This window comes from Rhizobium sp. O111, from assembly GCF_055616315.1.
Map to the genome: position 1 here is coordinate 3,598,042 of NZ_JBSHXL010000001.1, position 18,784 is coordinate 3,616,825.

General features: G+C 63.1%; 19 protein-coding genes, 1 other RNA gene and 1 pseudogene. 11 read left to right on the forward strand and 10 right to left on the reverse strand.

The genetic code is table 11. From position 1 onward, the window contains the following. Positions 1–3 precede the first annotated feature (3 nt). Positions 4–1,839: a translation elongation factor 4 gene (gene lepA, locus ACVTFQ_RS17930; RefSeq protein WP_026283110.1), complete on the reverse strand. Its 1,836-nt coding sequence runs from the start codon at positions 1,837–1,839 to the stop codon at positions 4–6. Between the two features lie 139 nt (positions 1,840–1,978). Between lepA and ACVTFQ_RS17935 the strand changes: the two genes are divergently transcribed. After that, the gene (locus tag ACVTFQ_RS17935; RefSeq protein ID WP_111563030.1) at positions 1,979–2,548 is read left to right on the forward strand and encodes a helix-turn-helix domain-containing protein; all 570 of its coding nucleotides are present in this window, start codon (positions 1,979–1,981) and stop codon (positions 2,546–2,548) included. 18 nt (positions 2,549–2,566) lie between these two features. After that, positions 2,567–3,085, forward strand: a complete 519-nt coding sequence (locus tag ACVTFQ_RS17940) for a GNAT family N-acetyltransferase (RefSeq protein WP_111563031.1) — start codon at positions 2,567–2,569, stop codon at positions 3,083–3,085. A gap of 21 nt (positions 3,086–3,106) precedes the next feature. Here the strand turns inward: ACVTFQ_RS17940 and ACVTFQ_RS17945 are convergent, their stop codons facing one another. Then, positions 3,107–3,574 carry a group III truncated hemoglobin gene (locus tag ACVTFQ_RS17945; RefSeq protein ID WP_111563251.1) on the reverse strand — a complete coding sequence of 156 codons (468 nt, stop codon included), beginning with the start codon at positions 3,572–3,574 and terminating at the stop codon, positions 3,107–3,109. Between the two features lie 901 nt (positions 3,575–4,475). Between ACVTFQ_RS17945 and recF the strand changes: the two genes are divergently transcribed. The 3 genes and pseudogenes from recF to ACVTFQ_RS17960 all read left to right on the forward strand — a co-directional run. Then, entirely contained in the window at positions 4,476–5,600 is a 1,125-nt protein-coding gene (recF, locus tag ACVTFQ_RS17950; protein WP_018899087.1) for a DNA replication/repair protein RecF, read from the forward strand. After that, positions 5,597–6,430: a molybdopterin-synthase adenylyltransferase MoeB gene (locus ACVTFQ_RS17955; RefSeq protein WP_111563032.1), complete on the forward strand. Its 834-nt coding sequence runs from the start codon at positions 5,597–5,599 to the stop codon at positions 6,428–6,430. The genes recF and ACVTFQ_RS17955 overlap by 4 nt, the downstream gene beginning before the upstream one ends. Continuing rightward, positions 6,427–6,891: pseudogene (locus ACVTFQ_RS17960) on the forward strand (GNAT family N-acetyltransferase); the annotation flags it as partial. The gene ACVTFQ_RS17955 and the pseudogene ACVTFQ_RS17960, both read left to right, overlap by 4 nt. 18 nt (positions 6,892–6,909) lie before the next feature. On the opposite strand, the gene ACVTFQ_RS17965 reads toward ACVTFQ_RS17960, so the two are convergent. Then, positions 6,910–7,911 (reverse strand): 2-hydroxyacid dehydrogenase, encoded by a 1,002-nt coding sequence (locus tag ACVTFQ_RS17965; RefSeq protein ID WP_111563033.1) that lies wholly within the window; start codon positions 7,909–7,911, stop codon positions 6,910–6,912. Positions 7,912–8,094: 183 nt separating this feature from the next. Between ACVTFQ_RS17965 and ACVTFQ_RS17970 the strand changes: the two genes are divergently transcribed. Next, a complete protein-coding gene (locus tag ACVTFQ_RS17970; protein WP_112950683.1) occupies positions 8,095–8,634 on the forward strand; it encodes an SH3 domain-containing protein in 540 nt (179 codons plus the stop codon). 82 nt (positions 8,635–8,716) lie between these two features. Here ACVTFQ_RS17970 and ACVTFQ_RS17975 read toward each other — a convergent pair whose 3' ends face one another. Then, positions 8,717–9,709, reverse strand: coding sequence for an adenosine kinase (locus ACVTFQ_RS17975; RefSeq protein ID WP_112435968.1), 993 nt, complete (start codon positions 9,707–9,709; stop codon positions 8,717–8,719). Between the two features lie 429 nt (positions 9,710–10,138). Here ACVTFQ_RS17975 and ACVTFQ_RS17980 point away from each other — a divergent pair, with 429 nt between their 5' ends. Further along, on the forward strand, positions 10,139–11,083 hold the full coding sequence (locus ACVTFQ_RS17980) for an AEC family transporter (protein WP_111563036.1): 945 nt from the start codon (positions 10,139–10,141) through the stop codon (positions 11,081–11,083). Positions 11,084–11,151: 68 nt separating this feature from the next. On the opposite strand, the gene ACVTFQ_RS17985 is transcribed toward ACVTFQ_RS17980, so the two are convergent. Beyond that, positions 11,152–11,727 carry a c-type cytochrome gene (locus ACVTFQ_RS17985; protein ID WP_111563037.1) on the reverse strand — a complete coding sequence of 192 codons (576 nt, stop codon included), beginning with the start codon at positions 11,725–11,727 and terminating at the stop codon, positions 11,152–11,154. Positions 11,728–11,885: 158 nt separating this feature from the next. Here ACVTFQ_RS17985 and ACVTFQ_RS17990 point away from each other — a divergent pair, with 158 nt between their 5' ends. Both ACVTFQ_RS17990 and ACVTFQ_RS17995 read left to right on the forward strand, forming a co-directional pair. Further along, positions 11,886–12,641, forward strand: coding sequence for a 3-deoxy-manno-octulosonate cytidylyltransferase (locus tag ACVTFQ_RS17990; protein WP_111563038.1), 756 nt, complete (start codon positions 11,886–11,888; stop codon positions 12,639–12,641). A gap of 10 nt (positions 12,642–12,651) precedes the next feature. Further along, positions 12,652–13,512, forward strand: coding sequence for a prephenate dehydratase (locus tag ACVTFQ_RS17995; RefSeq protein WP_018899097.1), 861 nt, complete (start codon positions 12,652–12,654; stop codon positions 13,510–13,512). Positions 13,513–13,558: 46 nt separating this feature from the next. Here ACVTFQ_RS17995 and ACVTFQ_RS18000 read toward each other — a convergent pair whose 3' ends face one another. From ACVTFQ_RS18000 to ACVTFQ_RS18020, 5 genes are all read right to left on the reverse strand, one after another. Continuing rightward, entirely contained in the window at positions 13,559–13,927 is a 369-nt protein-coding gene (locus tag ACVTFQ_RS18000; protein ID WP_111563039.1) for a VOC family protein, read from the reverse strand. Between the two features lie 99 nt (positions 13,928–14,026). After that, positions 14,027–14,287, reverse strand: a complete 261-nt coding sequence (locus ACVTFQ_RS18005) for a hypothetical protein (protein ID WP_313760858.1) — start codon at positions 14,285–14,287, stop codon at positions 14,027–14,029. A gap of 52 nt (positions 14,288–14,339) precedes the next feature. Beyond that, complete coding sequence (locus ACVTFQ_RS18010) at positions 14,340–15,044, reverse strand: helix-turn-helix transcriptional regulator (protein ID WP_047506525.1); 705 nt, start codon at positions 15,042–15,044, stop codon at positions 14,340–14,342. A gap of 252 nt (positions 15,045–15,296) precedes the next feature. Further along, positions 15,297–16,256: an NAD(+) diphosphatase gene (gene nudC, locus ACVTFQ_RS18015; RefSeq protein ID WP_111563040.1), complete on the reverse strand. Its 960-nt coding sequence runs from the start codon at positions 16,254–16,256 to the stop codon at positions 15,297–15,299. Then, complete coding sequence (locus ACVTFQ_RS18020; RefSeq protein ID WP_111563253.1) at positions 16,253–16,663, reverse strand: HIT family protein; 411 nt, start codon at positions 16,661–16,663, stop codon at positions 16,253–16,255. The genes nudC and ACVTFQ_RS18020 overlap by 4 nt, the downstream gene beginning before the upstream one ends. Before the next feature lie 89 nt (positions 16,664–16,752). On the opposite strand from ACVTFQ_RS18020, the gene ffs reads away from it, so the two are divergent. Next, an RNA gene (gene ffs / locus ACVTFQ_RS18025) (signal recognition particle sRNA small type) lies at positions 16,753–16,849 on the forward strand. Positions 16,850–16,896: 47 nt separating this feature from the next. Continuing rightward, the gene (locus ACVTFQ_RS18030; RefSeq protein WP_111563041.1) at positions 16,897–18,777 is read left to right on the forward strand and encodes a DNA polymerase III subunit gamma/tau; all 1,881 of its coding nucleotides are present in this window, start codon (positions 16,897–16,899) and stop codon (positions 18,775–18,777) included. Positions 18,778–18,784: the final 7 nt, after the last annotated feature.

Consider the following 18,784-nt stretch of genomic DNA (forward strand, 5'->3'; position numbering starts at 1 on the left):
GCCTCAGTCGTCCTTCATCTTGAGCGCGGCAATGAAGGCTTCCTGCGGAATGTCGACCTTGCCGAACTGCCGCATGCGCTTCTTGCCTTCCTTCTGCTTGTCGAGCAGCTTGCGCTTGCGTGATGCGTCGCCGCCGTAGCACTTGGCGGTCACGTCCTTGCGCATCGCCGAGATCGTCTCGCGGGCGATCACGTTGCCGCCGATCGCGGCCTGGATCGGGATCTTGAACATGTGCCTGGGGATCAGGTCCTTCAGCTTCTCGCACATGTCGCGGCCGCGCTTTTCGGCAGCCGTGCGGTGCACCAGCATGGAGAGCGCGTCGACCGGCTCGCCATTGACCATGATCGACATCTTCACGAGGTTGCCCTCGCGGTAATCGGCCAGGTGATAGTCGAACGAGGCATAGCCCTTGGAGATCGACTTCAAACGGTCGTAGAAATCGAACACCACTTCGTTGAGCGGCAGCTCGTAGGTGAGCATGGCGCGCTTGCCGACATAGGTGAGTTCCGTCTGGATGCCGCGACGGTCCTGACAGAGCTTCAGGATACCACCGAGATAATCGTCCGGCGTCAGGATGGTCGCCTTGATCCAGGGTTCGCGGATCTCGGAAATCTTGACGACATCGGGCATGTCGGCCGGGTTGTGCAGCTCGCGCTCCGAACCATCGGTCATCGTCAGCTGATAGACGACCGAAGGGGCGGTAGCGATGAGATCGAGGTCGAACTCACGCTCCAGGCGCTCCTGAATGATCTCGAGATGCAGCAGGCCGAGGAAGCCGCAGCGGAAACCGAAGCCGAGTGCTGCCGAGCTTTCCATTTCGAACGAGAAGGACGCATCGTTGAGGCGCAGCTTGCCCATGGCAGCGCGCAGATCCTCGAAGTCGGCCGCATCGACAGGGAAGAGACCGCAGAACACGACAGGCTGCGCCGGCTTGAAGCCCGGCAGCGCCGTCGCCGTCGGCTTCTTGTCTTCGGTGATCGTATCGCCGACGCGGGTGTCGGCCACTTCCTTGATCGAGCCGGTGAAGAAGCCGATCTCGCCCGGGCCGAGTGAGTCCACGGCCAGCATCTTCGGCGTCAGCACGCCGACGCGCTCGACCTGATACTTCGCGTCCGTGCCCATCATACGGATGGTCATGCCCTTGGAGAGCACGCCGTCGAGAATGCGCACCAGAACCATGACGCCGAGATAGGTGTCGTACCAGCTGTCGACGAGCAGCGCCTTCAGCGGACCCTTCTCGCCGGCTTCGCTCTTCGGCGCCGGCAGCTGGTGCACGATCGCCTCCAGCACATCGGGAATGCCTAGACCGGTCTTCGCCGAAATCAGCACGGCCTGGGAGGCGTCGATGCCGATCACTTCCTCGATCTGTTCCTTGATTCGGTCGGGCTCGGCCGCCGGCAGGTCGATCTTGTTGAGGACCGTGACCAGCTCGTGGTTGTTGTCGATCGCCTGATAGACGTTGGCGAGCGTCTGCGCCTCGACGCCCTGGGAGGCGTCGACGACGAGCAGTGAGCCTTCGCAGGCCGACAGCGAACGCGAGACTTCATAGGCGAAGTCGACGTGGCCGGGCGTGTCGATCAGGTTCAGGATATAGGTTTCGCCGTCATTCGCCTTGTAGTGCAGGCGAACGGTCTGTGCCTTGATGGTGATGCCGCGCTCGCGCTCGATATCCATCGAATCCAGCACCTGCTCCGACATGTCGCGCTCGGCAAGGCCGCCGGTCGACTGAATCAGGCGGTCGGCCAGCGTCGACTTGCCGTGGTCGATATGGGCCACGATCGAGAAGTTGCGGATATGGTCGAGGGGCGTTCGGGTCGAATTGGTGCTCATGCGCCGCATATAGCAGCGCATCCCCTTGCCGCAAAGCGGAAAAGCAGGGTTTCGTTTACGATAAGTCGCGCCGTCAGGCGGCGAAAATAGCGCTTGATTCCACGATTGAACCATGCATTTCTATTATAGTGGAAATATGGATCGGATAATGGAACAGGAACTCGAAACCGCGATCGGCGTCAGGATTCGCAGGCTGAGAACCGATAGAAACCTGAAGCTCGACGATCTCGCCACTGCGTCAGGCGTCAGCCGGGCGATGATCTCGCGCATCGAGCGCGGCGAGGCTAGCCCGACCGCAGCATTGCTTGCCCGCGTCTGCGCAGCCCTCGGCCTGTCGCTTTCGGCCTTCTTCGCCGAAGAAGGCGAGGCCGCGCCGCTGCTGCGCCGTCAGGACCAGCAGGTCTGGCGCGATCCGGAAACCGGCTACATCAGGCGCGCCGTCTCGCCGCCAGGCACGAGTTCCGATGTCGATATCGTCGATGTCGAATTCCCGGCCGGCGCCCGCGTCAGCTTCCCGCCGCATGCGGCCGCCAGCGGCATGACCCAGCATATCTGGCTGTTCGACGGCGAGATGGAGATGACGACGGGCGACAACACCGTGCATCGCCTGCTCCCCGGCGATTGCCTGTTCATGCCCGTGGCCGAAGGCCATGTTTTTCACAATCCTGGCCCGGCGCCGGCCCGCTATTGCGTCGTGCTCGACCGCCGCCGCCATTAATTGATGTCAGGAGACCCCATGACCACCATCCGCCTGCTCGACGCGACAGAGGCTCGCGCCGCGATACCCGATCTTTGCGATGTCCTCGTCGATTGCGTCGATGGCGGTGCCTCGGTCGGCTTCATGCAACCATACACGCGTGAGGATGCCGAACCCTACTGGCAGGCCGTTGCCGAGAGTGTCGCTTCCGGCGCCACTCTACTGTTTGTCGCCGAGCTTGAGGGCAGGGTGCTCGGCACCGTGCAGATCGGCGCCGCGCAGATGCCGAACCAGCCGCATCGCGCCGACCTGAAAAAGCTGCTCGTCCACCGCGCCGCCCGCGGCAAGGGCCTGGCGCGCCTTTTGATGCGCGCCGCCGAAGAGGAAGCCGCGCGTCGCGGCAAGACCATTCTCGTGCTGGATACCGCGACCGGCAGCGATGCCGAGGCGATCTATCCACGATTGGGCTGGGAGCGCGTCGGCGTCATCCCGGATTATGCGCTCTGGCCGGAAGGCGGCTTCTGCGCCTCGACCTTCTTCTACAAGCGCATTGCCTGATCTCGGGCAGGCCCGGCGATCTCAGCCCTTCTTCAGCCCGGGATCGTCGAGAGCAGGATTGTAGAACAGCGACAGCGTCAGGCTCCTGGCGATCCGCTCGGCCGTCGCCATGAACCATGCCTTCGCCTCGTCGGAAGGGGCGATATCGTCGAGCGTCGCGGAAAACAGCGCCAGCCATTGCGGAAAGAGTTCCGGCGTCATGTTGGCCACGCCGACATGCGCCTGCACCGGCTTGCCGCCATAAGCGCCGCTGCGAAAGGCGACGGAGGACCAGAAACTCTTCATCTTCTCCATATGCTCCGGCCACCGCCCGGAAAGTCTGGCGTCGAACACCGGCCCCAGCGCGGGATGCGCAAGCACACGGCCATAAAACGTCTCGACGAGCCGATCGATAAACGCCGCATCGACGCCCATCTTCGCCATCTCCGCCTCTGCCCGCTGCCTGATCGCCGCCGAATGCGCCGCCCGCCCCTGTATCTCGCTATCCATCGCAAAATCCGTTCCGCCGCTTTTTGCGGCATGCCTCATATAAACGTTCGCCGGCTGCCGCGAAAGCCGCTGCGACGCAATGCCATCGCCGTGTATGATGCGGCTTCTTGAGCGAGGGGATGTCGGGGATGATGCGACTATTGATGATCAACCACTTACGCAAAATCCAGGCGCAGATTTTCCCCGCCTCGAAAACCCAGCCCTACACTATCGGCGTCCCGTCATCGGATACACCGGCAGGCGTGCCGGCGAGGCGGGATCGGCGCGGAGCGTGAGGGTGAGACGCAAAACCTCATGACCCGGGTCCGCGGAAAATGATCTCCCTCCGGTGACGGCGGGTCCTGTCGCAAGACAGGCCTGAGTTGAGCCCGGACGTGCCTGTGAGGCACACATGGTTCCGCCGCGAAGTTGGGCGGAAAGGCAGAGAGATCGGAGTCGCGGATAAAAACCGCCGAACGGGGCGCTGGGAAGCGCCATATTCTACTTACTCAATCGAGGTGATTTCCAGCGCCCCGTCCGAGTGGAGATTGAAATGGTGGAGACACGGGCTTTCGGGCGGCGTGGGGTTTTGGTGTGTCGGCGGTGGTGGGTGTGACGGTCGAGAGGTTTTGCCGTGTGATACCCCCCTCTGCCCTGCCGGGCATCTCCCCCACAAGGGGGGAGATCGACTCGCCGCTTGCTCCCCAATCAAACAATGAAGGCAGAGCGAGCGGCCGCGCCCAGCCAATCTCCCCACCTGTGGGGGAGATGCCCGGCAGGGCAGAGGGGGGTAACACACGGCACAATGCTCAATGTCTGATCGCCCGCTGCACAAGGACGCTATCGACCCGCCCTACACCCCCACCCTTGCCATCCGCGCCCATAGCGCTTAGCTCTCAGCCGTCACGAATCCGGATAAAGCATGCCCCACAAGGTTTCCCTGTCCCGTCTCAAGCTCACCGACTTTCGCAATTATGCGTCGGCCGGCCTGCAGCTGGATGGCCGGCATGTGGTGTTGGTGGGGGATAACGGCGCCGGCAAGACCAATCTGATGGAGGCGGTGTCGTTTCTGTCGCCGGGCCGGGGCATGCGCCGCGCCACCTATGGCGATGTCACCCGCGTCGGCGCCCATGGCGGCTTCACGATCTTCGCGGCCCTCGACGGCATGGATGGCGAGGTCGAGATCGGCACCGGCGTCGACGGCAACGACGAGAGCACGTCGCGGCGCCTGCGCATCAACGGCACGCCGGCCAAGACCGCCGACGAACTCACCGATCACCTGCGCCTTCTCTGGCTGACGCCCTCGATGGACGGTCTCTTCACCGGCGGTTCGTCCGAGCGTCGCCGTTTTCTCGATCGCCTTGTGCTGTCGCTCGATCCCGCCCACGGCCGCCGCGCGAGCGATTTCGAGCGCGCCATGCGCAGTCGCAACAAGCTGCTCGACGAGCGCCGCTTCGATCCCTCCTGGCTGTCAGGCATCGAGGAGCAGATGGCCACCCTCGGCATCGCCATGGCCATGGCCCGCCAGGAGATGCTGGGCCTCCTCGTCCGCCTCATCGAGGAAACCCGCGAAACCTCGCCATTCCCGTCCGCCTCACTCGATCTCGCAGGCTTCATGGATGGCCAGTTCGATCGCCCCGCCGTCGATCTTGAGGACGAATACGCGGCACAGCTTGCCGAAAGCCGCTACCGCGACGCCGCCGCCGGCCGCACGCTGGAGGGCCCGCACCGCGCCGACCTCCTTGTCCGCCACCGCGACAAGCGCATGGAAGCGGCGCGCTGCTCGACCGGCGAGCAGAAGGCGCTGTTGGTTGGCCTCATCATGGCGCATGCCCGTCTGGTCGCCAATCTCACCGGCCATGCGCCGATCCTGCTGCTTGACGAGATCGCCGCCCATCTCGACGAAAACAGGCGCGCAGCACTTTTCGATCTGATCGACGCGCTCGGTGGTCAGGCATTCATGACCGGCACCGACCGGTCGATGTTCGCAGCGCTCGGCGACCGGGCGCAATTCTTCACCGTTGCCGATGGAAAGATATTCGAATGACCGACACTTTCCCCGCCGCCAAGGGCCATGCTAGCATCGCGCCCATGGAACCGTTGAGCCCGGAAGAAATCGCCCGCTACCAGCGCCACATCCTGCTGCCGGAGATCGGCGGCGCCGGCCAGCAGAAGCTGAAGGCAGCGCGCGTACTCGTCATCGGCGCCGGCGGCCTCGGCGCCCCCATCCTGCAATATCTCGCGGCAGCCGGCGTCGGCACGCTCGGCATTTCTGATGACGACCGTGTGTCGCTCTCCAATCTGCAGCGCCAGGTCATCCACGATTCCGGCACGATCGGCGAATTGAAGACGGAAAGTGCCGCCTTCGCCATTGCAAGGCTCAATCCGCATGTCCGCGTCATCCGTTTCGAGGAACGCTTCTCCGCAGACAGCGCCCGCCGGCATCTCTCGGGCTTCGATCTGGTCATCGACGGCTCGGACAATTTCGACACGCGCTACACCGCTGCCGACGCCGCCGAAGCGGCGCAGTTGCCGCTGGTAACGGGCGCCGTCGGCCGGTTCGATGGCTCGGTCACCGTGCTGAAACCCTATGAGGCCGCTGCCGATGGCGTGCTCAATCCCACCTACCGCGACCTCTTCCCGGAAAAGCCGCCGGAAGGCCTCATCCCCGTTTGCGCCGAAACCGGCGTCATCGGTGCGCTGACCGGCGTCATCGGCACGCTGATGGCGATGGAAGCGATCAAGCTCATCACCGGCACCGGCGAGCCACTGGTCGGCCGCCTGCTGCTCTACGATGCGCTTGCGGCACGCTTCGACACCATCCGCTACAAGCGTCGGCGTGCCCGGCAGACCCAAAGCCAGAGCCACGCATCTTGACCATCCTTCGCCTCGATGCCGATTTCTCCCGCTGGGACGAGCTTCTCGCGCTCATCCTGTCATCCTTCGCTTACATGAACGACCGAATCGACCCGCCATCCTCGGCGCTCAAGTTGACGGTCGAATCTCTGGCCGAAAAGGCCAAAGCCGAGATCGCCTATGTCGTGATCGAAGAGGGCCTGCTTGTCGGCTGCATCTTCCTGCGGCCCGAGGCGGATTGCCTCTATGTCGGCAAGCTGGCGGTGGCGCCGGGTGCCGAGCGGCGCGGCATCGGTAGGCGGCTACTTGGCATTGCCGAGGACACGGCACGCACGCTTTCGCTGCCGGCGCTGCGGTTGGAAACACGCATCGAGCTCACCGAAAACCATGTCGTCTTCGGCCGCTGGGGTTTTGAGAAGACTGCCGAGAACGCCCATCCGGGCTTCACCCGCATAACCTCGATCGAGATGCGCAAGCGCCTCCCGGTTTACAGCCTTGGCTTAACGCCCCGGCAGCACCCGGTTCGGCGGGCGGTGGCCGTCCATGAAGGCGCGGATGTTGATGATCACCTTGTCGCCCATGTCGATACGGCCCTCGATCGTCGCCGAGCTCATATGCGGCAGAAGAACCACCTTGCCCTCGTTGGCGAGCTTGATCAGCTTCGGATTGACCGCCGGCTCGTTCTCGAACACGTCGAGCCCGGCGCCGGCAAGCTTGCCTTCCCTCAGCGACTTGATCAGCGCCGCCTCGTCGATCACGTCGCCGCGCGCGGTGTTGACGAGATAGGCCGTCGGCTGCAAGAGCGCCAGGCGCCGTGCCGAGAGCAGATGGAAGGTCGCCGGCGTCGACGGGCAGTTGACCGAGACGATATCGACGCGCGCCAGCATCTGGTCGAGGCTTTCCCAATAGGTCGCCTCGAGCTCGTCTTCGGTCGTCGCCGTCACCCGCTTGCGGTTGTGGTAATGAATGGAGAGGCCGAAGGCTTTGGCGCGGCGGGCAACGGCGGTGCCGATCCGGCCCATGCCGACAATGCCGATCCGCTTGCCGTGAATGCGCCGTCCGAGCATCCAGGTGGGCGACCATCCGGCCCATTCGCCGGGCCGGTCGGTCAGCACACGCGCACCTTCGCCAAGCCGGCGCGGCACGGCGAGGATCAGCGCCATCGTCATGTCGGCGGTATCCTCGGTGAGCACGTTCGGCGTGTTGGTGACGGTAATCCCCTTGCGGGCGGCCGCCTCCACGTCGATGTGGTCGGTGCCGTTGGAGAAGCTGGCGATCAGCTTCAGCTGCGGCCCGGCCTCGTCGATCAGCGCCGCATCGATCCGGTCGGTCACCGTCGGTACCAGCACGTCGGCGCTCTTCATCGCCGCCACCAGCTGTGCTGCGGTGCGCGGCGTGTCGTCGATATTGAGCTCGGCGTCGAACAGCTCGCGCATGCGCGTTTCGACGGCGTCCGGCAGCTTGCGGGTAATGTAGACCTTCGTTTTTTTCTTTGTCGTCATATCCTGGAGCTGCTGCCTTGTTCAGAGGTCCTTAACCAAGACGCGGGATAATTTTCCCGTTCCGGGGAATTTCTACCAGACCCGTACGCGAAGACAAACAAAACTCGTTGAGCGTGCGTGGGAATGTCGAGGTCCGGAAATCAGGCAGCAGAACTGCCTGGGTCATAGCGAACGGAAATCGTCATGCGCAGCACAGTCCTGAAATCATGCCTCGCCCTCGCGTTGGGCTTTGTGCTTTCGGCCGGCACCGCCGGGCTTGGCTATGCCCAGGCGGCGAAGGGTCCGAGCGGCCTGCCGCTGCCGCGCTTCGTCACGCTGAAATCCAAGCGCGTCAATCTGCGCATCGGCCCCGGCACCGATTATGCCGCGTCGTGGATGTATCTGAAAGCCGGCCTGCCGGTGGAAATCATCCAGGAATATGACAACTGGCGCCAGGTGCGCGATGCCGATGGCACCGAGGGCTGGGTCAACCAGTCGCTGCTGTCAGGCACCCGCGCCGCCATTGCCGCTCCCTGGATGAAGGGCAAGGGCAAGAGCGTCTTCGTCAACGTGCGCCGCGAGGCCCAGCCATCCGCGACGGTCGTCGCCAAGCTGGAGCCCGGTGTGATGATGAACATCGGCGAATGCACTGGCGACTGGTGCCTCGCCAAGATCGACGGCGCCGAAGGTTGGGTGGCGCAGTCGGAAATCTGGGGTGCCTATCCCGGAGAGGCCTTTAAGTAAGGCCGATCCCGGAGAAGCCTTCAAATAAGAGAAGCCTTCGACGGATCGAAGGCTTCCAGATACGCCAGAGGTAAGTCAGGCCTTAGAGAAGACCCGCCTGCTTGCCGGCCTCGGTGAGCGACTTCATCGGACGCGGTCCGATCTGCTGGATGACGATGCCGGCCGCCAGGCAGCCGAGCTTGCCGCAATCCTCGAGCGTCCGGCCCTGCGTGTAGCCGTAAAGGAAACCCGCCGCGAACAGATCGCCGGCGCCGGTCGTGTCGACAAGCTCCTTGATCTCGATGGCGCTGACATAGAAGCGCTCGCTGCCCTTCAAGATGACGGCACCCTCTTCGCTCATCGTCACAGCCGCGATCTTGCAATCCTGCGCGATCTTCACGAGCGCCTCTTCAAAATCCTCGGTCTCGTAAAGCGCCAGCGCCTCCTGCTTGTTCGCGAACACGATGTCGACGGTGCCAGTCCGCATCAGGTCGAGAAACTCGTCGCGGTAGCGGCCGACGCAGAAGCTGTCGGAGAGCGTCATCGACATTTCGCGGCCGTTCTCATGGGCGATGCGGGCGCAGTCGCGGATCGCTTCCTTGGCGCGCGGCGGATCCCAGAGATAGCCTTCGAAATAGGTGACCTTCGACTGCGCCACGACCTCGGGCTCGACATCCTCCGGTCCAAGCTCGACGCAGGCGCCGAGATAGGTGTTCATCGAGCGCTCGCCGTCTTCTGTCACGAAGATCATCGAGCGGGCGGTAGGCGGGAACTTGCCCTTCGGCTGCGTCTGGTAGTGCACGCCCTGGGCGCGGATGTCGTGCGCGAAGATCTCGCCCAGCTGGTCTTCTGCGACCTTGCCGAAATAGGCGGCCTTGCCGCCGAAATTGGCGATGCCGGCCGCCGTGTTGCCGGCGCTGCCACCCGAGGCTTCCAGCGCCGGGCCCATGTGGTTGTAGAGCAGTTCGGCGCGCTCGGCATCGATCAGGTTCATCGCTGCCTTGGTGATCTTGTGATCAATGAGGAACTGGTCGTCGCAACGCGCGATAATATCGACGATGGCGTTGCCGACAGTCAGTACATCGAATTTGGTCATGAAATGGGAGGTCCCGGTTTTGGTGATAGCCGGTAGTCGGTCTTAGCGGATTTTCAGCCCATGGGAAGCAGAAATGCCGGATTTGCGGCCAATCCTTTCGCAAAAATGCCGCGTCGACGTCATTCGCCTGTCATTTTGCCTGGCTATATCTCTCATCAACAAGATCGGCATGGACGGCTTTAGGGCAGTCGCCGATCGAGAAGGGTCCGATAAATAAAATCATGCCCTTCGACGATACCGGTGCGACGCTGACCACGGATGAACTGGCAGCATGACCAACCGGCAATCCGGCAGGACCGGATGCGGAAAAGCGGGCCGAACCCCGCTTTTTTTGCGTTTGCGCCAGTGCTCGATGTCATTCCGGTTTGTCAGCGCGAATGGTTTGCTGTTAGACCTTTGATATTTCATGCAATAGGCAATCCGTCCCCGATGTCCGCCATCTTTCTCGACGTTCTTCCCATCTTCGTGATGATCCTCATCGGCTGGCTGATCGTCAAAGTGGGATTGATGAAGGCCGAGGTCGGCGATGCGTTGAGCGACTTCGTCTTCAAGATCGCCGTGCCGTTGCTGCTCTTCCGCACCATCGCCGAAGCGGACTTCAAGGGCGCCTCGCCCTTCCGGCTCTGGATCGCCTATTTCTCCGGCGTCGCCATCACCTGGACCGCCGCCCACTTCGCCGCCACGCGTTTCTTCGGTCGCGATGACCGCATCGGCGTGCTTGCCGGCGTGTCGTCGGCCTTTGCCAACACCATCTTCATCGGCCTGCCGCTGGTTCAGCGCACTGTCGGCGACAAGGGCCTCGTGCCGCTGTCGATCCTGATCGCCGTGCACCTGCCGGTTATGATGATTATCGGCACCATTTTGATGGAGCGCGCCGAGCACAAGATCGCCGGCGGTCCCGGCCGCAGCATTGTCGCGGTGCTGCGCCAGATCGCCAGCAATCTTGTGCGCAATCCGCTCGTCATCGGGCTTGCCGGCGGCGCGCTCATGCATCTGCTCGGCTGGACGATGCCGATGCCGGTCGAACTGGTGGTCGATCAGATCGCCGGCGTATCCGGCCCCGTCGCCCTCATCTCGCTCGGCATGGCGCTCCAGCAATACGGCACCTCGGGCAATGTCGGTATCGCCAGCGTCACCTCCGCCTTCAAGCTGCTGCTGCTGCCCGCCTGCGTCTGGACGACCAGCCATCTGCTCGGCCTCGAAAGCGATTGGACGGCCGCACTCGTCCTGATCTCGGCGGTTCCCACAGGCGTCAACGCCTGGCTGATCGCCAACCGCTTCGGCGTCGGCCACAGCTTGGCCGCCTCGACGATCACGCTGACGACCGCGCTTGGCGCCATCACCGTGTCCTTCTGGGCCTACCTGCTCGGATAATCGAGATACCCGAAACGAAAAAGCCCGGCGCATCGGCCGGGCTTTCGCATTTCATGCAATGGAAGATCTCACTGCGTCGCCGAATCGGGCGCGTTCGGATCCGGCAGCGGCACCGGCGAATCGGCCAGCGTGTGCAGATAGAGGATCACGTTGGCGCGGTCGGTGTCCTTCTGGAGGCCGGCAAAGCCCATCGCCGTTCCGGCAATGTACTTCTTCGGCGCGGCCAGGAAGTGGTTCAGGTGATCGAAGGTCCACTTCTCGCTGGCGCCCTTGGAAAAATCCTTCATGGCAGCGGAATAGGCGAAACCTTCATGCGAGCCGATCGGACGATCTACGACACCAAAGAGGTTCGGCCCGACCTTGTTCGGTCCCCCTTTCGTGCCGTCATGACAGGCCTGACACTTCTTGAAGACCGTTTCGCCGGCCTTCGCGTCGGCTTTCGCAAGCAGCTGCGCGATCGGCACGGCAGCAGCCGGAGCAGCACCGCCGGCATCGGCGGCCGAAGCTTCCTCGGCTACAATGGTAAAGCCCTCTTTCTCCGGATTTTCCGAATGAAACAGGCTTTCCGAAGCGATGGATACGGACATCAGGACGAAAACCGTCCCAAGTAGCGCTCCCACCGCCGTATTCACGTAAGAATTCATCTGTGATGCTCCCCCCTCACAGCCGGCAGACATAAAACCGGTCTGTCACTTGAAATCGAGCGAAACCTATGTCTTTTGGCTAGTTCTTGCAACAGCCGAACGCCTCGGCAGCATGAGACTTTTTGACACCTTTCCGCCCGGAAATGAAGGCCTGAGCAATGGCAAGTCCAAATTTAGACAACGTACTCGTCCTCATTCCGGCCCGCATGGCATCCACCCGACTGCCCGGAAAGCCGCTCGCCGACATCTGCGGCAAGCCAATGGTCATCCAGGTGGCTCTGAGGGCGAAGGAGGCCGCGATCGGCCGCGTGGTCGTTGCCGTTGACGAGCAGGAAGTGTTCGACGTGGTCGCCGCCGCCGGTTTCGAGGTCGTCATGACCGCCAAGGCGCACCAGTCCGGCTCCGACCGGATTTACGAAGCGCTGACCAAGGTCGATCCCGAAGGCCGCATCGAATATATCGTCAACGTCCAGGGCGACCTGCCGACGATCGAGCCGGAAACGGTGCGCGCATCGCTGCGCCCGCTGGAAGACGCCGCCGTCGATATCGCCACGCTGACGATCGCCATCGACAACGAGGAAGACAAGACGGCGCCGCATATCGTCAAGGTGGTCGGCTCGCCGCTATCGGAAACCCGCATGCGGGCGCTCTACTTCACCCGGGCCACGGCCCCTTACGGCGAAGGCCCGCTCTATCATCACATCGGCCTCTACACCTATCGCCGCGCCGCGCTGGAGCGCTTCGTATCGCTCGGGCCCTCCACACTCGAAAAGCGCGAATCGCTGGAGCAGCTTCGGGCGCTGGAAGCGGGCATGCGCATCGATGTCGAGATCGTTGACACCGTTCCGCTCGGTGTCGATACTCCCGCCGACCTTGAAAAGGCGCGGCGCATTCTTTCCGCACAAGTGAAGTAACGGATCTCCCATGAGCATCAAGACCAACAAAATCGCCTTCCAGGGCGACTTCGGCGCCAATTCCGACATGGCCTGCCGCGACATGTTTCCTGATATGGAGCCGCTGCCGTGCCAGACCTTCGAGGATGCCTTCGTGGCGCTCGAAAGCGGCGATGCCGATCTGGCGATGATCCCGATCGAAAACACCATCGCCGGCCGCGTCGCCGACATTCACCACCTGCTGCCGGAATCGCGCCTGCACATCATCGGCGAATATTTCATGCCGATCCGCTTCCAGCTCATGGTGCTGCCCGGCGTCACCAAGGACGAGGTCCGCACCGTCCATAGCCACATCCACGCGCTCGGCCAGTGCCGCAAGATCGTACGCGCCAATGGCTGGAAGGCCGTGGTTGCCGGTGATACGGCGGGCGCCGCCAAGCTGGTGCAGGAAACCGGTGATCGCTCTATGGCAGCCCTTGCGCCGCGTCTGGCAGCCGACCTCTACAAGCTTGATATCATCGCCGAAAACGTCGAGGACACCGAAGACAACGTCACCCGCTTCGTCATCCTGTCGCGTGACGAGAAGTGGGCCGAACGTGGTGCCGCCGAAGAGAAGCTGGTCACCACCTTCGTCTTCAACGTCCGCAATATTCCGGCCGCGCTCTACAAGGCGCTCGGCGGCTTTGCCACCAACAGCATCAACATGACCAAGCTGGAAAGCTACCAGCTCGGCGGCAAGTTCGTCGCCACCCAGTTCTACGCCGACATCGAAGGCCATCCCGGCGACGCCAATGTCCGCCGCGCGCTGGAAGAGCTGCAGTTCTTCTCCGAGAAGGTGCGCATCCTCGGCGTCTACAAGGGACACCCGATGCGGGGCCTGCTGCAGAAGTAACGACAAAGGGCGCCGAGGCGCCCTTTTTAATGCTCTGTAGCGATTCTTACTTATCCGGCTCACAAACTCGCAGCCGATGTCCATCCGGATCGAGCACCACGAAGGTCGGACCGAAGTCGAGGTCGGTGAGGTCCTGGGCGATCGGCAGGTGGCGGTCGCGCCAGTCGCGGTAGAGGTTGGAGACGCCGTTTTCGCCCGGCACCATGAAGGCGATCTCGGCGCGGCTGCCGATCGCCGATGGCTGCGGCACGACGCTGCTCAGCCGCCACAAGCCTAGCGTGAAGCCGCCATCGAGCGCGAAAGCCACGAAATTGGGAGCGTCGGCGACCGGCTCGCGGTTCAAGAGCGCCTTGTAGAAGCTGGCGCTCTCGGCCGGATCGCGGACATAGAGAATGATGAGATTGGGGCTGTTCATGATGCTGTCCCTCTGCGTGAAAATGACGTGATGATGCGAACGCCGCCGGGCTTCCCGGCAGCGGTCAAAAGCGTGATTGAAATGTGAAAGTGTGGTCGGTTACCGCTCGCGGTCGCGGCTGCCCCAGTCGATGACGCCGATATCGCGCCTCAGATTTTCCGACATGGATTGCGGATCAAGACGCGGAGCGCCAGTCCGTCCCATGCTATGCGCCATGCTGCGCGATGCATTCTGCATCATCCTCAGCGTCAGCGATTGCGGATACCAGGTGTCGGAGCTGGCCTCGTCGGAACGGTGGTTGCCGCGCGTCGTCTGGCCCATGGTCTGGCCCATGGTCTGGGACGTGTTCAGGCTCGTCATGGCAGGTCCTCCTGTTTCGATAGGACCCATACTAGACTCATATGCTGTCAGTTTATGGCAGTAGTGTTTTCTGTTCTCGCGGCGCGATTTCGCGGTCGCTCCACTCCTGCAGCAGCACGGCGCGGCGGCGCGGATAGCGTGTCTCCTGCGGGATCATTTCCACGATGCGATCGGTGCGGAAATGCCGGTAATCCTGTCTGAGCTCGCACCAGGCAACGATCATCCGAACCTGCTCGGTATAGCTGATGGCAAACGGCCAGACGTTGCGGATGGAGACCGCGCCGCCCTCGTCGGTATAGGTGAGCTTCAGCACCCGCTCGCCGCGGATCGCCTTGCGGATCACGCCCATGTCGGCCTTGCTCGATATTGGCGGGCGCATGTGGATGAGGAGAGGGGAGGTCTCGATCTCGTCGCGGATCTCGCGCGGCAGCACGTCGGCGATCTTGGCGAGTGCATCGGCGCCCGCTGCCGCCAGCCTCGGATCGGCCGCCCGCGCCACCCAGCGCGATCCCAGCACCAGCGCCTCGATCTCGTCTTGCGAAAACATCATCGGCGGCAGCATGAAGCCAGGCCTCAGGATATAGCCAAGCCCCGGCTCGCCCTCGATCAGCGCCCCCTGCGCCTGCAGGCTGGCGATGTCGCGGTAGAGCGTGCGGATGCTGACGCCGGTCTCCTCCGCCAGCACCGCGCCGCTCACCGGCCGCCGGTAACGGCGCAGCGTCTGCAGCAGTGTCAGCAGCCTCTCGGAGCGTGCCATGCAAGAGCCTTTCCTGGTTAGATTGAAGCATTCTGTTGGCTCAAACGGAGCCGGCCAGACGATCAGGCGGCCCGTTTCAGCCAACCTCGGTGGTTTGCTTCGCAAACCAGCTAGGGCCGGGCATCTTTCCGCCAGGATCAAAGGCGATCGGCTCGACCGTACCTGGGGTATGCCCTTCGCCAATCGCCTTTGCCCTGACGAAAACCTGCTCCGGCAGAATGCTTCAAGCTAACCAGGAAAGGCTCTCGTGGCCTACTTCTTCCACTCCACCCAGTCGCGCATCAGGCGGTGGGCGATGGCGCCCTTCGGCGGCGGCGCCTTGCCGGTCGTGCCGGGACGCTCGAGCATCTCGATCGTCTCCTCGCGGGTAAACCAGCGGCAGTCCTCGAGCTCCTGCTCGTCGCGGGTGATGTCGCGTGACTTGGCCTCGGCGTAGCAGCCGATCATCAGCGTGTGCGGCATCGGCCAAGGCTGCGAGGCGTGATAGCGGATGCGCCCGGTGCGGATGCCGGATTCTTCCAGCGTCTCGCGGCGCACGGCGTTCTCGATGGTTTCGCCGGGCTCCACGAAGCCGGCGAGACAGGAATACATGCCCGGCGCGAAATGCGGGCCGCGCCCGAGCAGGCAGAGATCACGCTCCTCGTCGATGGTGAGCATGATGACGACAGGGTCGGTGCGCGGGAAGATCGTGTGCTGGCAGGCGGAGCAGACGCGCTTGTAGCCGCCGATATGCATCTCCATGCCGGAGCCGCAGCGGCCGCAGAACCTGTTGTCGCTGTTCCAGCGGATCAGGCTGGCGCCCTGCGCGAATTCGCCGAGCAGCACGTCATCGAGCAGCATGTCGCGATAGAGCGAGCGGCCATCGGCGGGCTTGTATTGGCTGGACAACTCTTCTTCCGGCACGGCGACCGGCACCGCCAATCTCGGCTCGCCGCTCTTGCGGTAGCCGAGCAGGATCGTCTCGTCCCAATTGGGCTTGAGATCGGTCAGCTCGTAGCGCGCAAACAGCGGGTCGAGCACCTGGCCGTCATGCTTCAATACCAGCTTGTCGCCGGTGAAGGCGAAGATATGGGTTCCATCCTTGGCGAGCGCCTCGTCCACCGAGTTTTCGTTGCGATGCTCGGAATCGCGGATCAGGTCGTTGGCGGCGAATGCCGTCAGATTGCTGGGCTCGGGATGGGGTACATCCGTCTCGAAAAGCGAACGGCTCATGATGAAAGGGCTTCCCGCATCGTCTCTATGAATTGGTCTCGTTTCGCGTCCTCATAGGCCTCCGCCTTGCCGTAGCCCCAGATCGGGCCGGGCCAGTTCGGATCACCTTCGAAGCGCGCGACGACATGAACATGAAGCTGGCGGACGATATTGCCAATAGCCGCGACATTGATTTTTGTCGCCCCGGTCACCTTCTTCAAGGCCGTCGATGCCAGTTCCGTCTCGAAGGTCAGCATCACCTGGTCGAGCGGCGTCAGCTCGAAAATCTCGGTGATATCGGCGCGCTGCGGCACGAGGATCAGCCATGGCCAGCGACAGTCCCTGGCCAGCCGGAAGTCGCAGAGGCCCGTTTTCAGGATACTGATGCTGTCATTGGCCAGCCGGTGGTCGAGTTTGAAAGCGTCCAACGGGTATTCCTCCAGAGTTTTCCATAGGCTAGCAGTTTTTTCGGAGCTTGGCTTGCTTTTGATCGCGATATTGCCGATATGTGCCTTCGGGAGGTTGGTGGTGGACGAGCCACTCGCCAACCGGGTCAGGTCCGGAAGGAAGCAGCCCTAACGAGCCAGGCACGGGTCATCGTGCCAGCCTCCCACCCTTCTCTCCATCCTTTGCCCGTAGAGTTCGGGCGTTAAGCAGGGCGATGAGCGACACCGAGCGACAATCACAAGATGCCGCCTCGACGGGCACCGGATACCGGGTGCTGGCACGCAAATACCGCCCCAAGGATTTCACGGATCTGATGGTCGGCCAGGAGCCGATGGTCCAGACCCTGACCAACGCCTTCGAGACCGGCCGTATCGCGCAAGCCTACATGCTGACCGGCGTTCGCGGGGTCGGCAAGACGACCACCGCCCGCATCCTGGCGCGCGCGCTGAATTACAAGACAGCCGAGATCGACAAGCCGACGATCGATCTGCGCATCCCCGGCGACCACTGCCAGGCGATCATGGAAGGCCGCCATGTCGATGTCATCGAGATGGACGCCGCCTCGCATACGGGTATCGACGATATCCGCGAGATTATCGAGCAGGTGCGCTATCGCCCGGTGTCTGCGCGCTACAAGGTCTACATCATCGACGAAGTGCACATGCTCTCGACGCAGGCCTTCAACGGCCTGTTGAAGACGCTCGAAGAGCCGCCGGAGCATGTGAAGTTCATCTTCGCCACGACTGAAATCCGCAAGGTGCCGATCACGGTGCTGTCGCGCTGCCAGCGCTTCGATCTACGCCGCATCAGCGCGTCCGATCTCGTCGGCCTGTTCACGACGATCGCATCGAAGGAAGGCATCGAGGCCGAGCCCGATGCGCTGGCGATGATCGCCCGTGCCGCCGAAGGCTCGGCGCGCGACGGCCTGTCGCTGCTCGACCAGGCGATCGCCCATGGCGGCGGCGCGGTGCTGGCCGAATCGGTACGTGGGATGCTCGGTCTCGCCGACCGCGCCCGTATCGTCGATCTCTTCCAGCACGTCATCAAGGGTGACGTGGCCGCAGCGCTTGGCGAATTCGAAAGCCAGTACGAGGCCGGCGCCAATCCGGTGGCGGTGCTCACCGATCTTGCCGATTTCACCCATCTGGTGACGCGCCTGAAATACGTGCCGGATGCCGCAAACGATCCCTCGCTCAGCGAAATCGAGCGCACCAAGGGCGCGGAATTCTCGCAAGGCGTCGCCGTCACGGCGCTGTCGCGCATCTGGCAGATGCTCTTGAAGGGCATTCCCGAGGTGGAAGCATCCTCGCGCCCGTCGGGTGCCGCCGAAATGGTGCTGATCCGCCTCGCGCATGCCGCCCACCTCCCGGCCCCCGAGGACGCAGCCCGTAGGCTTGCGGAATTCTCTGAAAACAATGGCGGCGCGCGTTCGTCCTCATCGTCGGGTAACGGCGGTGGAAATGGCGGCGCGACCGTCAGCTATCAGGGCAATGTCATGGCCCGCGCCGCGGAAGCTACGTCACCGCGCCCGCAGCCCGCAGGCCCGACCGCCATGCTGCGCGTCGTCCAGAACTCTGATCCTCAGAACCTGGCCGTCGGACGCACCGAGGCGAAGGCCGCCGATGCGCCGCAGCCGCTGGTGCGGGTCAATTCGGTCAGCGATATTGCCAACCTCGCCGGCGAAAAGCGCGATGTGAAGATCAAGGCGCTGGTGCGCAATTTCGTGCGCCCGGTTCGCGTTCAGCCCGGCATCCTGGATGTCAACCTGACGGAAGGCGCGCCGGGAACGCTGCTCAACGAGCTTGCGCTGAAGCTCAAGGAATGGACCGGCATCCACTGGATCGTCAGCCTCAGCCGCGAGGCCGGCCAGCCGACCATGGTGGAAGCCGAGGCCAACGCCAAGGCGCAGCAGGTGAGCGACGCCCGGCAGGATCCTGATGTGGCGGCCATCCTCTCGCAGTTTCCGGGCGCCAAGATCATCGACGTTCGCGTCCGCGCGCCGGAACCGGAAGAAGAGGAAGGTCCCGTGCAGGCGCCGGCGACCGCCGAATCCGAAGAGGGCGATATCCTGCCCGGCGACGACATAGAATTCTGAGACACCA

What these genes read in the sequence shown, in the direction of transcription:
- ACVTFQ_RS17970 (WP_112950683.1), top strand. Translation starts at nt 8,095, where the DNA reads ATGCGCAGCACAGTCCTGAAATCATGCCTCGCCCTCGCGTTGGGCTTT.
- ACVTFQ_RS17940 (WP_111563031.1), top strand. Translation starts at nt 2,567, where the DNA reads ATGACCACCATCCGCCTGCTCGACGCGACAGAGGCTCGCGCCGCGATA.
- ACVTFQ_RS17935 (WP_111563030.1), top strand. Translation starts at nt 1,979, where the DNA reads ATGGAACAGGAACTCGAAACCGCGATCGGCGTCAGGATTCGCAGGCTG.
- ACVTFQ_RS18010 (WP_047506525.1), bottom strand. Translation starts at nt 15,044, where the DNA reads ATGGCACGCTCCGAGAGGCTGCTGACACTGCTGCAGACGCTGCGCCGT.
- ACVTFQ_RS17995 (WP_018899097.1), top strand. Translation starts at nt 12,652, where the DNA reads ATGAGCATCAAGACCAACAAAATCGCCTTCCAGGGCGACTTCGGCGCC.
- ACVTFQ_RS18030 (WP_111563041.1), top strand. Translation starts at nt 16,897, where the DNA reads ATGAGCGACACCGAGCGACAATCACAAGATGCCGCCTCGACGGGCACC.
- ACVTFQ_RS17980 (WP_111563036.1), top strand. Translation starts at nt 10,139, where the DNA reads ATGTCCGCCATCTTTCTCGACGTTCTTCCCATCTTCGTGATGATCCTC.
- ACVTFQ_RS17985 (WP_111563037.1), bottom strand. Translation starts at nt 11,727, where the DNA reads ATGAATTCTTACGTGAATACGGCGGTGGGAGCGCTACTTGGGACGGTT.
- ACVTFQ_RS18000 (WP_111563039.1), bottom strand. Translation starts at nt 13,927, where the DNA reads ATGAACAGCCCCAATCTCATCATTCTCTATGTCCGCGATCCGGCCGAG.
- nudC (WP_111563040.1), bottom strand. Translation starts at nt 16,256, where the DNA reads ATGAGCCGTTCGCTTTTCGAGACGGATGTACCCCATCCCGAGCCCAGC.
- ACVTFQ_RS17990 (WP_111563038.1), top strand. Translation starts at nt 11,886, where the DNA reads ATGGCAAGTCCAAATTTAGACAACGTACTCGTCCTCATTCCGGCCCGC.
- lepA (WP_026283110.1), bottom strand. Translation starts at nt 1,839, where the DNA reads ATGCGGCGCATGAGCACCAATTCGACCCGAACGCCCCTCGACCATATC.
- ACVTFQ_RS17955 (WP_111563032.1), top strand. Translation starts at nt 5,597, where the DNA reads ATGACCGACACTTTCCCCGCCGCCAAGGGCCATGCTAGCATCGCGCCC.
- ACVTFQ_RS17975 (WP_112435968.1), bottom strand. Translation starts at nt 9,709, where the DNA reads ATGACCAAATTCGATGTACTGACTGTCGGCAACGCCATCGTCGATATT.
- ACVTFQ_RS18005 (WP_313760858.1), bottom strand. Translation starts at nt 14,287, where the DNA reads ATGACGAGCCTGAACACGTCCCAGACCATGGGCCAGACCATGGGCCAG.
- recF (WP_018899087.1), top strand. Translation starts at nt 4,476, where the DNA reads ATGCCCCACAAGGTTTCCCTGTCCCGTCTCAAGCTCACCGACTTTCGC.
- ACVTFQ_RS17945 (WP_111563251.1), bottom strand. Translation starts at nt 3,574, where the DNA reads ATGGATAGCGAGATACAGGGGCGGGCGGCGCATTCGGCGGCGATCAGG.
- ACVTFQ_RS17965 (WP_111563033.1), bottom strand. Translation starts at nt 7,911, where the DNA reads ATGACGACAAAGAAAAAAACGAAGGTCTACATTACCCGCAAGCTGCCG.